A 14,018-nucleotide genomic window follows, 5' to 3' on the forward strand; every position below is an offset into this window, starting at 1 on the left:
ACTCCTGCACGGCGAGGGCCGCATCAGAAACCAACGCGCCAGCACCCCGCTCAGTTCGGCCGCAGCCCCTTCACCAGCAGGCCGAGGATCGCCTCCAGCCGCGCCGGGGCGGTCTCGTCCCCGGCCTGGTCGCGGACATGGTGCGGGTGGTGGAAGCGCATGGTGGCCTCCAGCAGCAGCACCGCCGTGCCCTCCGGGTCCGCCACGCGCCAATCCCCCGCCGCCGTGCCCTGATGCAGGATGGTGGCGAGGTGGCCGCGCAGCGTCGCGACATGGGCGGCCACCGCGTCCCGGTGCTCCTCGGCCAGCAGGTGGTAGGCGGCGAAAAGCTCCGGATCGCCCAGCACCTTCTGGCGCTTCAGCCCGGCGAGGGTGCGGATGTAGCGGATCAGCCGCTCCGGCGCCGGGGTGGGATCGGCCAGGATCGGCTCCAGCGGCTCCACCACCGCATGCAGCCAGCGCGCCACCACCGCTTCCCGCAGCGCGGCCTTGCTGGGGAAGTGGCGGTAGACATTGCCATGGCTCATGCCCAGCGCCCGGGCGACATCCACCACGGTCGCCTTGGCCGGGCCATGGCGGCGGATCAGCGCCTCCGCCGCATCCAGCATACGCAGCGCGGCGGGGTCGCGTGTGGCGGAATCGGTCATCGCATCCTGGTCATGCAGCCGTGCGGCGCTCGCTGTCCAGAGAGCCCATATGCTCCGCCGGATAGCGGGTGCCGGCCACGGCCTCGGCCGGGACGGCCGCTTCCAGCGCGGCGATGTCCTCGGGCGTCAGCCGCAGTTCCAGCGCGCCCAGCGCTTCCTGCAGCCGCGCCGGGGTGCGGGCGCCGACCAGCGGGACGACATGCTTCCCCTTCGCCAGCGCCCAGGCGAAGGCCATCTGCACCGCGGTCGCCCCGCGCTCCGCCGCGAAGGCTGCCAGGGCCTCGGCCAGCTTGCGGTTGCGGGCCAGGTTTTCCCCCTGGAAGCGCGGCGAATGGGTGCGGAAGTCGCCGCGGCCGGCGGGCAGGCTGCCGCCCAACAAGCCGCGGGACAGCACGCCATAGGGGTTCAGCGCAATGCCGAGTTCCTCCAGCACCGGCAGGATCTCCGCCTCCGGCGCGCGCGACATCAGCGAATATTCGATCTGCAGCGCGACGATCGGGTGGGTGGCATGCGCCCGGCGGATGGTGGCGGGGCCCATCTCGGACAGGCCGATATGGCGGACATAGCCGGCCGCCACCAGATCCGCGATCGCGCCCACCGTCTCCTCGATCGGCACGGCGGGGTCGAGGCGGGCGGGCTGGTAGAGGTCGATATGATCGGTGCCGAGGCGCTGCAGCGTATAGGCCAGCGCGGTCTTGATCGCGGCGGGGCGGGTGTCGAAGCCGATGAAGGCGCCGGTCGGGTCGCGCTGGGCGCCGAACTTCACGGCCAGGAAGACGCGGTCGCGGCGGCCGCCCTTCAGCGCCTCCCGCAGCAGCATCTCGTTGTGGCCCATGCCGTAGAAATCGCCGGTGTCCAGCCAGGTGATCCCGGCCTCCTGCGCCGCATGGATGGTGGCGATGGAGGCGGCCTCGTCGGAGGGGCCATAGGCATGGGACATGCCCATGCAGCCGAGGCCGAGGGCGGAGACGCGGGGGCCGTTGGGGCCGAGGTTGCGGTATTCCATGGGATGGCTCCGTCACTGGGGTGACGGGGAGATAGCCGCGAGCATGACGAATGACAAGAGACAGATTTTGTCATTCTAAGAAAAGCGCTCAGCCGCTGGCATAGCTCCGATAGATGCGCGCCACCGTCCCATCCGCCTCCAGCCGCGCCATGGCGCCGCGCAGCGCCGCGATGGGCTGGTCGCGCGGGTCCGGATGGGCGGCGAGCCAGGCGGCGATGCTCTGCAAGGCGGGGCCGGTGCGGACGCCGCCGGGGCGGCCGATTGCGTTGAATTGCTGGTGGATTTCGGGCTCCGTCGCATACCAGGCGGCGATGCGGCCCTCGGCGAGCGCCAGGGCCAGGTCCCGCCCGGTCTCCAGCACAAGCAGATTGTCCAGCCCGTTCTGCCGCAGGAACACCTCCTGCAGCCCGTTGCGCACCACGCCGATGCGGGGCACGGCGCGCGCGCCTTCGAGGTCCAGCACCGGCTTCCCCGGCAGCGTGCCCATGGCCTGCGGCACCTCCACAACCTTGGCCACCCAGGTGAACTGCGCCTCCCGCGCCGGGGTGCGGCCGAGCGGGCAGATCAGCGTGCCCGGGACGCTGCGCGCGCGGTCCACCGCATCGCCGAAGCTCAGGAAGGTGAAGCGGGGGCTGCGTCCGATGGCGCGGATGGCCTCGGCCAGAATGTCGAGCGTGATGCCGCGCCGCCCTGGGGTGGAAGGGTCGGTGCCGGGGAAGGAGAGCGGCCGGATGTCGGAGGCGATGACCTCGAGCGGCGCATCGGCCCGCGCCAGGCGGGGCAGCGCCAGGAGGGGCAGCGCCAGCCCCGAGGCGAGGGCGGCCAGGCCGCGGCGCTTCAGGGCGGGTGCCATCCTGCGCTCAGTGCTTCGGCGGCGGCACGAAGACCACCCGTTCGCCGTTGCGGGTCTCGCTCGGCAGGCAGAGCGCGGCCAGCGCCGGCGCCACCTCCGCCGGCTGGGTCAGCGTGGCGGGATCCTCGCCCGGCATGGCCTGGGCGCGCAGCTTGGTGGCGACGATGTCGGGGTCGAAGAGGTTCACCCGCAGCTTCGTGCTCGCCACTTCCTGCGCCCAGGTCTGCACCAGGTGCTCCATCCCCGCCTTGGTGGCGCCATAGAGGCCCCAATAGGCCTTGGGCCGCAGCACCCGACCGGTGGTGACGAAGACGGCGCGCCCGGCCTCCGCCGCGCGCAGCGGCGGGTCGCAGGTGCGGATCAGCCGCCAGGCGGCGGCCATGTTCACGCCCACCGTCTCGGCGAAGTCCTTGGGCTCGATATGCGCCACCGGGGTCAGCTTGTTCAGCACGCCGGCATTGTGGACCAGGATGTCCAGCCGCCCGAAGCGTTCCATGATCGAAGGGCCGATCAGGTCCAGCTGCTTTTCCGCATCCCGGTGCAGGTTCAGCGTCAGCAGCGTGGCGCCGCGGCCGGTGGCGGCGCGGATCGCGTCATCCGTCTCCTCCAGCCCGCCCTGGGTGCGGGCGATGAGCACGAGCTGCGCGCCCATCCGCGCCAGTTCCACGGCGAGCGCGGCGCCGATGCCGCGGGAGGCGCCGGTGACCAGGGCAACACGATTCTCAAGCGGAAGGCTCACGGCAGGGTCCCAGTTCGAAAGGCGCAGCGATGGGGGTGACGTCGCGGCCGACCGCGCAGTGGGTCCGGCTACCGGTTGGCGACCTGCAGCAGCGGCAGCGGACGTTCGGAATTGTCCTGCGCATCGGTCAGCGGGATGGCGTAGTCGCCGGTGAAGCAGGCGTCGCAATAGGACGGCGCCGCCGCATCCCGCCCCGGCTTGCCGAGCGCGCGATACAGGCCATCGAGGGAGATGAAGGCCAGGCTGTCCGCGCCGATGATGCGCGCCATCTCCGCCACGTCGTGCTGCGCCGCCAGCAGCTTGGCGCGTTCCGGCGTATCGATGCCGTAGAAGCAGGAATGCGTGGTGGGCGGGGAGGAAATGCGCATATGCACCTCCGTCGCCCCGGCCTGGCGCACCATCTCCACGATCTTCCGGCTGGTGGTGCCGCGGACGATGCTGTCGTCCACCAGCACCACGCGCTTGCCCTCGATCATGCTGCGATTGGCGCTGTGCTTCAGCTTCACGCCGAGGTTGCGGATCTGGTCCGTCGGCTCGATGAAGGTGCGGCCGACATAATGGTTGCGGATGATGCCGAGCTCGAAGGGAATGCCGGCTTCCGTCGCATAGCCCATCGCCGCCGGCACGCCGCTGTCCGGCACGGGCACGATGACATCGGCCTCGACGCCGGACTCGCGCGCGAGCTCCGCGCCGATGCGCTTGCGCGTGTCATAGACCGGGGTGCCTTCCACGATGGAATCGGGGCGGGCGAAGTAGATGTACTCGAAAATGCAGAAGCGCGGGTTGGCCGGGCGGGCGAAGGGGCGGATGGAGCGCACCCCCGCATCGTCGATCATCACGATCTCGCCCGGCTCCACGTCCCGGACGAATTCGGCGCCGACGATATCCAGGCCGCAGGTCTCGCTGGCCAGCACATGGCCGCCGGCGGCGAGCTTGCCCAGCACCAGCGGCCGCACGCCCAGCGGATCCCGCGCGCCGATCAGCGCGCCATTGTGCAGCGCGACCAGGCTGTAGGCGCCCTGCACCTGCTTCAGCGCATCGATCAGCCGATCGATCACGGTGGAATACAGGCTGATGGCGATGAGGTGGATGAAGACCTCGGAATCCGTCGTCGACTGGAACAGGCAGCCGCGGCGCACCAGGGCGCGCTTCAGCACATGCGCATTGGTCAGGTTGCCGTTATGCGCCACGGCGAAGCCGCCGAATTCGAAATCGGCATAAAGCGGCTGCACATTGCGCAGCGCGGTTTCCCCGGTGGTGGCGTAGCGGTTGTGGCCGACCGCGGCATGGCCCGGCAGCCGGGCAATCACCGCGGCATCGCCGAAATTGTCGCCGACCAGGCCGCGGCCCTTATGGGCGTGGAACTGCCCCTGGCTGCCCCCCTGCCCGGCCAGGGAGACGATGCCCGCCGCCTCCTGCCCCCGATGCTGCAGGGCATGCAGGCCGAGCGCGGTCAGCGCCGCGGCATCGGCGCTGCCCCAGACCCCGACGACGCCGCATTCCTCATGCGGATGGTCATCGTCACCGATATCCCACTGGCTGGCCTGGGTCATGCGCGTCCTTCAGATCCGGCTGCGCGCGGGGGGGCGAAGCAGCTGGTCCATGCTGGGGTCCTGGCGACCCGTGCCTTCCGGCAGGCGCGGGCGGAATTCTTCAGGCAGATGCTCCACCACCCAGGCCGCCCCCTTCGCCGCAAGCGGCAGGGACCGCGCCTGGCGGACCGGGTCCGGCCAGCGATCCGTCGCAGGCAGCACCAGGCCCGCCACGATATAGGCGATCACGATCACGAAAGCACCCCGCGCCAGTCCGAAGACCAGGCCAAGCACGCGATCCACGCCACCCAGGGCCGAGCGCTGCACATGGCCGGCCAGCCAAGCGATCAGCAGCTTGAGAATGATCAGCACCACCAGGAAGACGGCGCCGACGGCGACACCGGTGGCCAGCCAGGGCAGTTCGATATGCTGCGCCATGATGGGCGTGACGGCGGGTTCCGCGACCAGCGCAAGCACGATCGCCCCCGCCCAGGCGCCGATGCCCAGAACCTCGCGCACCAATCCGCGGAAATAGGCGAGTCCGGCCGAGAGCAGCAGCACGGCGAGGACGACGGCATCAACCCAGGTCATCGCGCGAGCCTATAGCGGGCGGGGGGGCGGGTGTCATGGTGGCGCGGCGCGCCGCGCGACAGCCACCTCACACCCCGTGCCAGTCGCGGAACCAGGCCACGAACTTCGGGATTCCCTCCGTCAGGGTCGTGGTCGGCGCGAAGCCGGCGAGCGCCTGGATGGCGGAGATATCCGCGAAGGTTTCCTCCACATCCGCCACCGGGCGCGGCGCGTCCTGGATGATGGCGCGGCGGCCGAGGCCTTCCTCCAGCAGCCGCACCAGGGTCAGCACCCGCTCCGCCCGGTTGTTGCCGATGTTCAGCAGGCGGGCGCGGTCGCCATTCGCCGGCGGATGCGGCAGGCAGCCGATCACGCCCTGCACGATGTCGTCGATATAGGTGAAGTCCCGCTTCAGCTCGCCGCCCTCGTACAGGGTAATCGGCTCCCCGGCCGCGATGGCGCGGGCGAAGCTGTAATAGGCCATGTCCGGCCGGCCCCAGGGGCCATAGACGGTGAAGAAGCGCAGCCCGGTCTGCGGCAGGCCGTAGATGTGGCTATAGGCCTGCCCAATCAGCTCATCCGCCCGCTTGGTCGCGGCGTAGAGGGAGACCGGCAGTTCCACCGGATCCGTCTCCCGGAACGGCAGCCTCGTATTGCCGCCATAGACCGAGGAGGAGGAGGCATAGACCAGGTGCCGCAGCGCCGGCATGCGCCGCGCCGCCTCCAGCAGCACCACATGGCCCATGACGTTGGAGGCCACATAGGCATAGGGGTCGATCATGGAATGCCGCACCCCGGCCTGGGCGGCCAGGTGGATGATCTCCGTGATGCCGGCCAGTTCCGGCGCCAGGCCCTCGAAGACCGCGTCGCGCTGCGCCAGGTCCAGGCGCAGGAAGGTGAAGCCCGGCCGCGGCTTCAGCCGGGCCAGCCGCGCCTCCTTCAGCGTCACGTCGTAGTAGCTGTTGACGTTGTCCAGCCCGATCACGCGCTCGCCCCGCGCCAGCAGCGCGGCGGCGACATGCGATCCGACAAAACCCGCAACTCCCGTGACGAGAATCGTCATCCTGTCTCGATTCCCTCCTAAAGTCGCTGTACCGCCGTCAGCTGGGCCTCCACGTCAAGCCTTGGGCGCGCCGGAAGCTTCGGCCGCCGGCGGGCGCTTCACCGTCTTCGCGGCGAAAATGGCGACAAGATCCGCCAGATGTCCGGTCTCCGAAAGCTTGAGGCCGGGCAGCGCCGGCGGGGTGCCGCTGCCCCGCGCGACCCGGCGCGGCAGGGTGGCGGCGGTGAAGCCGAGCTTCTGGGCCTCCCTCAGCCTGGTCTCGGCCTGGCTCACCTGGCGCACCTCGCCCGACAGGCCGACCTCCCCGAAATAGACCGCGCCGGGGTCGGTCGGCCGGTCGGTGGCCGCCGAGATCAGCGCCGCCGCCACGGCGAGATCCGCCGCGGGCTCCGCGATGCGCAGCCCGCCGGCCACGTTCAGATAGACGTCGTTCATGCCGACGCCGAGGCCGCAGCGCGTCTCCAGCACCGCCAGCAGCATGGCCAAACGCCCGGAATCCCAGCCAACCACCTGCCGGCGGGGGCTGCCGCCCGAGCTCGGCGAGAGCAGGCACTGCACCTCCACCAGCACCGGCCGCGTGCCCTCGATGCCCGCGAAGACGGCGCTGCCGGAGACATTGCCGCGGCGCTCCGCCAGGAAGAGGGCGGAGGGATTGGCCACCTCGACCAGCCCGCGCTCCGTCATCTCGAAGACCCCGATCTCGTCCGTCGCGCCATAGCGGTTCTTCACGGCGCGCAGGATCCGGAACTGGTGGCCGCGATCGCCTTCGAAATAGAGCGTCGCATCGACCATGTGCTCCAGCACCCGCGGCCCGGCCAGGGTGCCTTCCTTGGTGACATGGCCGACCAGCACGATGGCGAAGCCGCGCGCCTTGGCGAGGCGGATCAATTCCGCGGCACAGGCCCGCACTTGGCTGACCGTGCCGGGCGCGGAGTCCAGCGCATCGAGCCAGACGGTCTGGATCGAGTCGATGATGACCAGCGCCACATCGCCCTCCCCCTCCAGGCTGGCGACGATGTCGCGCAGGCTGGTGGCCGCCGCCAGGCCCATGGGGGAATCGGTCAGGCCGAGGCGCGCGGCGCGCAGCCGCACCTGCTCCACCGCCTCCTCGCCCGAGATGTACAGGCTGCGGCGGCCGGAGGAGGCGATGCGGGCGGCGGCCTGCAGCAGGATGGTGGACTTGCCGATGCCGGGATCGCCGCCGACCAGCACGGCGGAGGCCGGCACCAGCCCACCGCCGAGCACGCGGTCCAGCTCCGCGATCCCGGTCAGGATGCGGGCCGGCGGGGCGGATTTGCCCTTGAGGCCGACGAATTCCACCCGCCGCCCGCCGGCGGCCTTGGCGGCCGGGCCGGGGCCGCGCTGTTCGGCGACTTCTTCCTGGAGGGTGTTCCACTCGCCGCAGGCATCGCAACGGCCCTGCCATTTCGGGTGCGGCGCGCCGCAGGCCTGGCAGACGTAGCGGGAGACGGGCTTGGCCATGTTCAGCCGCTGACCTGTTCGATATGGGGGGTGGGGCGGCCGGACCAGCGCAGCCGCCAGATGGCGCCCTGGGCCGGGGACTGCACCGCATGCGGCCAGAGCGCCACCAGGCAGGTGCCGCCCGGATCGCGGACCGAGGGATAGAGGATGCCGTTATGCCCCGCCGCCATCACCTCCACCGCCAGCGCATTGCCGGCGGGGTAGCCGATGGCCGGGTCCGGATCCAGGCAGGCCGGCCGCGGCGCCGCCCCGCGCAGGTCCAGGAAGGCACCGGCGAAGGATGCGTGCATTTCCACATAATCGACCTCGGCCTCGAAGACGCCGGTCTCGGCCAGGTGTCCCGTCAGGTGGAAGGCCACCTCGGCCAGCGCCGTCCGGGCGGCCAGCGCCGCATACCAGGCGCCACGCTCCGGCCCGTTGAAGCGGTTCAGGCCGCGCGGGCGGGCATAGGCGAAGGCGGCGTTGACGACGGCGGCATGCGGCACCCGCGCCACCAGATCCTCCGGCGGCAGGCCGGGCAACAGGCCGGAGGCGGCATTCAGCCGGGCGCTGGTCGCCCCCTCCAGCGCCGCCAGCAGGGCGAATTCCTCATCGGTGTCGATCAGCGCGCGCAGCACGGACTCCCGTAGCCGCGCGGTGGTCACCAGGCGGGTGGTGCGGGGCAGCGCCTCCGTGCGGAGGGGAAAGCCCTTCACAGCCCGCCGCGCATCGCATCCACATGCCGCCGCGCCTCGATCAGCCGGGGGATGCCACCCTCGATCATCGCCGCGACCGGCGACAGGCCGCCGAAGAGCGGGTTGCGATTGGCCAGGCGCGGCCAGCGATCGGCCATGGCATCGCCGAACAGCAGGTGCAGGCCCTTGAACAGGCCGATCAGGGCGGAGGCGCGGGTCAGCTGGTCCTGCGACAGGCTGCCGCTCCAGCGGCCGGCGCGCATGCGGTCCCAGGTGGTGGCGGAGACGCCGAGCAGGGCCGCCGCCTCCTGCCCCGTCAAATGCCAGGCCTCCGCCAGCCGCAGCAGCGCCTTCAGGGCGACGGGGATGAACCGCTCGCGCTCGGCCTCGGAGGCGAAAGTCACGGGGGGGGCGGGCTGGGGAGGTTGGGCTGGATCTGCATGGCACGCTCCATCTGGTGCCGAAGATGGCACCAGATGGTGGTGAGTTCAAGTTTTGTTCACCGCCACGCTACTTCCGCAGCTCCATCTGGATCGGCCCCTCACGCTCCCCGCGCGCGAACTGGTCCACCATGGCGTTGCCCGTATCGCCCAGGCTGCGGGCCTCCCCGCGCCAGATGATCTGTCCGCGATGGATCATCGCCGCGTCGTCGCCGATGCGCCGCGCGCTGGCCATGTCGTGGGTGATCGACACCGCCGTGGCGCCCAGGCGCTTCACCACATCCACGATCAGCCCATCGATCACGGCGCCCATGATGGGGTCCAGCCCCGTGGTCGGCTCGTCGAAGAAGATGATGTCGGGCTCGGCCGCGATGGCGCGGGCCAGTCCGACGCGCTTCTGCATGCCGCCCGAAAGCTCCGCCGGCGAGAGGTCGCCGACGCTGGCGGCCAGGCCCACCTGGGCCAGCACCTCCGCCGCCTTGTCGCGGGCGGCGCGGCGGGAAATGCGGCGCTGGGCCAGCAGCTTGAAGCTTACATTCTCCCATACCGGCAGGCTGTCGAACAGCGCGCCGTTCTGGAACAGCATGCCGATGCGGTCGTTCACCTGCTCCCGCTCCACCCGGGACAGTTTGGACACATCCCGCCCATCGATCTCGATGGTGCCGGCATCGGGGGTGATCAGCCCCAAAATGCATTTCAGCGTGACCGATTTGCCGGAGCCCGAGCCGCCCAGGATCACCATGGAATGCCCGGCGCGGATATCGAGGTCCACGCCATCCAGCACCTGCTTGGCGCCAAACGCCTTGCGCAGCCCCCGCAGGCGGATCTTCGGGACGTCGCTCATCGTGCCTTGGCGCGTGGAGATCATCGGCTGAACAGCACCGCGGTCAGCATATAGTCCAGCGCCAGGATCAGGATGGAGGAGGCGACCACGGCGGAGGTGGTGGCCCGCCCCACGCCCTGCGCCCCGCCACCCGACCGGTAGCCCGCCCAGCAGCCCATCAGCGTGATGACGAAGCCGAAGACCGCCGCCTTGATCAGGCCGGAGACCACATCCGCCACCTGCAGGAAGTCGAAGGTCGCCTTGAGATAGGCGCCGGAAGCGAAGCCCAGTTGCTGCGTGCCGATCAGCCAGCCGCCCATCACGCCCAGCGTATCCGCCACCAGCACCAGCAACGGCAGCGCCAGCGTGCCGGCCAGCAGCCGCGGTGCCACCAGGTATTTCATGGGGTTGGTGGACAGGGTGGACAGCGCGTCGATCTGGTCCGTCACCCGCATCGTGCCGATCTCGGCCGCGAAGGCGGCGCCGATGCGGCCGGCCACCATCAGCCCGGCCAGCACCGGGCCCAGTTCGCGGGTGATGGACAACACCACCACATTGGCCACCGCGCCTTCCGCATTGAAGCGGGAGAAGCCGGTATAGGATTGCAGCGCCAGCACCATGCCGGTGAAGACCGCGGTCAGCGCCACCACCGGCAGGCTGAACCAGGCGATCTCGACGAAGGCCTTCAGGAACAGGCGCCCATAGAAGGGCGGCCGCACCAGATGGCTGATTGCCTCCCCGGCAAACAGCGCGATGGCGCCGGTGGCCCGCAGCAGGCCGATGACCGCGCGGCCGAGCGCCGCGACCGGGTCCAGCAGGCGGTCCGAGAGGGTGCGCTCCAAGATCTCAGACGCCGCCAAGGTAATGGCGCTGGTAGCGGGACCCCAGCGAGGTCAGCACCTCATAGCCGATGGTGCCGCAGCGGGCGGCGATATCGTCCGGCGTATTCCCCGCCCCACCCACCAGCATCAGCCGGCAGCCAGGCTGCAGATCGGGGAAGTCGCTCGCATCGAATGTCGTCAAATCCATCGAGACCCGGCCCATGAGCGGCACGGCACGGTCCTGGAACAGCGCCAGGGACCGGCCGGACAGGCTTCGTAAGTAGCCATCGGCATAGCCCGCCGCAACGGTGGCGACCCGCACGTTGCGCGTCGCCGTGTAACCGGCCCCGTAGCCGACCGTGTCGCCGGCCCCGATTTCTCGCACTTGCAGCACCGGAACCTCGACCGTGGCCACCTGCCGCATGGGGTTCGCAGCCGCCGGCGTCGGGTTGATGCCATAGAGCGCACAGCCGGGACGGGCGAGGTCCGAGCGGAAGTCCTTGCCCAGGAACAGGCCGGAGGAATTGGCGAAGCTGCGCGGCACGCCGGGCGCGATGGCCGCCGCCGCGGCCGTGAAGCGCTGCGCCTGGAGGGCGTTCAGCGGATGCGCCGGCTCATCCGCGCAGGCCAAATGGGTCATCACGAAGCGCAGGTCGAGCCCCGCCAGCCGCCCGCGATCCTCGGCCAGCGCCGCCTGCTCCGCCGCATCCAGGCCGAGGCGGGACATGCCGGTATCCAGGTGCAGCAGCGCCGGCCGCGCCTGGCCATCGGCCCGCCCGGCCGCCGCATGGGCCTCCACATCGCCCAGGCTGTTTAGCACCGGCCAGAGCCCCGCCGCCTCATCCGCCCCCGGCGGAAAGCCGTTCAGCACGATGATGGCCGGCCCCGCGCCCAGCGCGGCGCGCAGCGCCAGCCCCTCCGTCAGATGCGCGACGAAGAAGGTCCGGCAGCCCGCCGCCAGCAGGGCGCGCGCCACCGGCGCCGCGCCCAGCCCATAGCCATCCGCCTTCACCACCCCGGCGCAGGGCGCGCCATGCCGGGCGGACAGGTCGCGCCAATTGGCCACGATGGCATCCAGATCGACCGTCAGCACCCCCTGCCCCGCCGCCGGCCCGCTCACAGGTCGTGCCGATAGACGACGAAGCCGGATTTCCGCGCCACCTGGTCATAGAGCCGCATGGCCGCGTGGTTGGTCTCATGCGTGTTCCAATAGACCCGCCCGGCGCCGGCCGCCCGCGCCCGGTCGTACACGCCCTCGATCAAGGCCCGGCCGATGCCGCGGCCGCGCATCTCCGGCGCCGCGAAAAGGTCCTGCAGGTAGCAGCTGGCGCCCGGCAGGCTGGTGTTGCGGTGGAAGATGATATGGGCGAGGCCGACCAGCCGCCCCTCCACCTCCGCCACCAGCGCCTCCATCGGCTCCAGCGCCTGGAAGAAGCGCGACCAGGTCAGCGCGGTCTGCGCCTCGGCCGGGGCGGTGTCGCCGGACCGGCCATAGAAGGCATTGTAGCCCAGCCAGAGCGGCAGCCACCCGGCATGATCCGCCGGCGCCACCGGCCGGATGATCAGCGCAGCGCGCGGTTCAGTCGCCATAGCCACCATCATGATGCGTATCGAGGTCGCCGAAGCGGGTGAACTCGGCCTCGAAGAACAGGCGGATGGTGCCGGTCGGGCCATGCCGCTGCTTGGCGACGATCAGCTCCGCCTTGTTGTGCGCATCCTCCATGTCCTTCTGCCACTTCTCCACCGCCTCGGTGAACTTCTGCGGATTGTCGAAGCTCAGCTCCTTCGGCTGGCGGGCCTGCAGGTAGTATTCGTCGCGGTAGATGAACATCACCACGTCGGCATCCTGCTCGATCGAGCCGGATTCACGCAGGTCCGCCAGCTGCGGCCGCTTGTCCTCCCGCTGCTCCACCGCGCGCGACAGCTGCGACAGCGCGATGACGGGCACCGACAGCTCCTTGGCGATGGCCTTCAGACCCTGGGTGATCTGGCTGATCTCCTGCACCCGGTTCTCCGGCTTGCTGCCCGCCGCCGGGCGCATCAGCTGCAGGTAGTCGACGATGATCAGGTTCAGCCCGCGGGTCCGCTGCAAGCGCCGGCAGCGCGTCCGCAAGGCGGAGATCGTGATCGCCGGCGTGTCATCGATGAACAGCGGCAGCTGCTGCAGCTCGCGGCTCACCTCCAGGAACTTGTCGAAATCGCGCTGGCTGATCTCGCCGCGCCGGATGCGGTCGCCCGAGATTCGGCTCTCCTCCGACAGAAGACGCGTCGCCAGCTGGTCGCAGCTCATTTCCAGCGAGAAGATCGCGACGCCGCCGCGCGGCACGGCATGCGGGTCCTTCTCCTTCGCCTCCCGCAGGATCGCCCGCGCGCCGCCGAAGGCCACCTTCACCGCCAGCGCCGTCTTACCCATGCCGGGTCGCCCCGCCATGATCAGTAGGTCCGAGGGATGCAAGCCACCCAGCTTCGCATCCAGGTCCCGCAGCCCGGTGGACAACCCCGCCACGCCGCCCGGATTGGAAAAGGCCTTCTCCGCATGCTGGACCGCGGTGGCAAGGGCGCGCTCGAAGCTGACGAAACCGCCGCCCGATTCGCCGGCCCGCGACAGGTCGAACAGCGCCTGCTCGGCACTCTCCATCTGCAGCTTGCCGTCCAGCTCCGGCTCCGCGCCGAAAGCGCGGTTCACCATCACCTCGCCCAGGTCCAGCAACTGCCGGCGCAGCCAGGCGTCATGGATCACCTTGCCGTATTCGCCGGCATTGATGACGCCGACCATCGCCGTCAGCAGCTGGCCGAGATAGGCGGAACCGCCCACCTCATCGAGCAGGCCCGAATGCTCGAACTCCGCCCGCAAGGTCACGGCATCGGCCAGATGCCCAGCCTCGATGCGCCGCTGGATCGCCGCATAGATCCGGCCATGCACGGCATCGGCGAAATGATCGGCGGCCAGGAACTCCGACACCCGCTCATAGGCCTTGTTGTTGGCCAGCAGCGCGCCCAACAGCGCCTGCTCAGCCTCCAGATTCGCCGGCGGCAAACGCTGCGACAGGCCCAACAGCCCATCACCCCCACCAAAACCACCGGAAACGCCAGGAGACGAAGAGCCAAAGGTGTTCATCCCCCCACTCTACCCCACCCCCCGAGTCGCACGCGCCCCACCCAGCCTGTGGATCACTGTGGATAACGGGGACGGTTTCGGCCATGGACGGCGCGGGTGACTGCCAGGGGGCTTTGCCCCCCGGCACCCCCCACCAGGAGGCAGTGGCCTCCTGGACCACGGGACCTTGTGCAGGAAGGGAGAGGGGCCTGCGGGACCACCGAACATTCGGTCGCTACGGCCCCTCTCCCTTCCTGCACATGAATCGAAG

General features: G+C 70.4%; 15 protein-coding genes. All 15 read right to left on the bottom strand.

What is annotated here, in order from left to right; all coding sequences use genetic code 11:
• Nucleotides 1-50: 50 nt before the first annotated feature.
• On the bottom strand, nt 51-647 hold the full coding sequence (locus J3S20_RS00255) for a TetR family transcriptional regulator (protein WP_216833684.1): 597 nt from the start codon (nt 645-647) through the stop codon (nt 51-53).
• 10 nt (nt 648-657) lie between these two features.
• Nucleotides 658-1,653, bottom strand: a complete 996-nt coding sequence (locus tag J3S20_RS00260; protein ID WP_216833685.1) for an aldo/keto reductase — start codon at nt 1,651-1,653, stop codon at nt 658-660.
• Nucleotides 1,654-1,741: 88 nt separating this feature from the next.
• Entirely contained in the window at nt 1,742-2,506 is a 765-nt protein-coding gene (locus tag J3S20_RS00265) for a substrate-binding periplasmic protein (protein ID WP_216833686.1), read from the bottom strand.
• 7 nt (nt 2,507-2,513) lie between these two features.
• Nucleotides 2,514-3,245 carry an SDR family NAD(P)-dependent oxidoreductase gene (locus tag J3S20_RS00270; protein WP_216833687.1) on the bottom strand — a complete coding sequence of 244 codons (732 nt, stop codon included), beginning with the start codon at nt 3,243-3,245 and terminating at the stop codon, nt 2,514-2,516.
• A gap of 68 nt (nt 3,246-3,313) precedes the next feature.
• Nucleotides 3,314-4,798 (bottom strand): amidophosphoribosyltransferase, encoded by a 1,485-nt coding sequence (purF, locus tag J3S20_RS00275; protein WP_216833688.1) that lies wholly within the window; start codon nt 4,796-4,798, stop codon nt 3,314-3,316.
• 9 nt (nt 4,799-4,807) lie between these two features.
• On the bottom strand, nt 4,808-5,368 hold the full coding sequence (locus tag J3S20_RS00280) for a CvpA family protein (RefSeq protein ID WP_216833689.1): 561 nt from the start codon (nt 5,366-5,368) through the stop codon (nt 4,808-4,810).
• Nucleotides 5,369-5,435: 67 nt separating this feature from the next.
• The gene (locus J3S20_RS00285; RefSeq protein WP_216833690.1) at nt 5,436-6,410 is read right to left on the bottom strand and encodes an NAD-dependent epimerase/dehydratase family protein; all 975 of its coding nucleotides are present in this window, start codon (nt 6,408-6,410) and stop codon (nt 5,436-5,438) included.
• A gap of 54 nt (nt 6,411-6,464) precedes the next feature.
• Nucleotides 6,465-7,892 (bottom strand): DNA repair protein RadA, encoded by a 1,428-nt coding sequence (gene radA, locus J3S20_RS00290; protein ID WP_216833691.1) that lies wholly within the window; start codon nt 7,890-7,892, stop codon nt 6,465-6,467.
• A gap of 2 nt (nt 7,893-7,894) precedes the next feature.
• The gene (locus J3S20_RS00295) at nt 7,895-8,587 is read right to left on the bottom strand and encodes an RES family NAD+ phosphorylase (protein WP_216833692.1); all 693 of its coding nucleotides are present in this window, start codon (nt 8,585-8,587) and stop codon (nt 7,895-7,897) included.
• On the bottom strand, nt 8,584-8,970 hold the full coding sequence (locus tag J3S20_RS00300; protein ID WP_216833693.1) for an antitoxin Xre-like helix-turn-helix domain-containing protein: 387 nt from the start codon (nt 8,968-8,970) through the stop codon (nt 8,584-8,586). The genes J3S20_RS00295 and J3S20_RS00300 overlap by 4 nt, the downstream gene beginning before the upstream one ends.
• 106 nt (nt 8,971-9,076) lie before the next feature.
• Nucleotides 9,077-9,874 (bottom strand): ABC transporter ATP-binding protein, encoded by a 798-nt coding sequence (locus tag J3S20_RS00305; RefSeq protein ID WP_379793600.1) that lies wholly within the window; start codon nt 9,872-9,874, stop codon nt 9,077-9,079.
• A complete protein-coding gene (locus J3S20_RS00310; protein ID WP_216833695.1) occupies nt 9,871-10,671 on the bottom strand; it encodes an MlaE family ABC transporter permease in 801 nt (266 codons plus the stop codon). Before J3S20_RS00310 ends, J3S20_RS00305 begins: the two co-directional genes overlap by 4 nt.
• A 4-nt stretch (nt 10,672-10,675) precedes the next feature.
• The gene (gene alr, locus J3S20_RS00315) at nt 10,676-11,770 is read right to left on the bottom strand and encodes an alanine racemase (RefSeq protein ID WP_216833696.1); all 1,095 of its coding nucleotides are present in this window, start codon (nt 11,768-11,770) and stop codon (nt 10,676-10,678) included.
• Nucleotides 11,767-12,240, bottom strand: a complete 474-nt coding sequence (locus tag J3S20_RS00320) for a GNAT family N-acetyltransferase (RefSeq protein ID WP_246602211.1) — start codon at nt 12,238-12,240, stop codon at nt 11,767-11,769. Before J3S20_RS00320 ends, alr begins: the two co-directional genes overlap by 4 nt.
• Nucleotides 12,230-13,768 carry a replicative DNA helicase gene (locus tag J3S20_RS00325; protein ID WP_216833697.1) on the bottom strand — a complete coding sequence of 513 codons (1,539 nt, stop codon included), beginning with the start codon at nt 13,766-13,768 and terminating at the stop codon, nt 12,230-12,232. Before J3S20_RS00325 ends, J3S20_RS00320 begins: the two co-directional genes overlap by 11 nt.
• Between the last annotated feature and the right edge of the window lie 250 nt (nt 13,769-14,018).

Origin of the sequence: Falsiroseomonas tokyonensis, assembly GCF_019024325.1 — a bacterium.
Classification (GTDB): Bacteria; Pseudomonadota; Alphaproteobacteria; order Acetobacterales; family Acetobacteraceae; genus Falsiroseomonas; species Falsiroseomonas tokyonensis.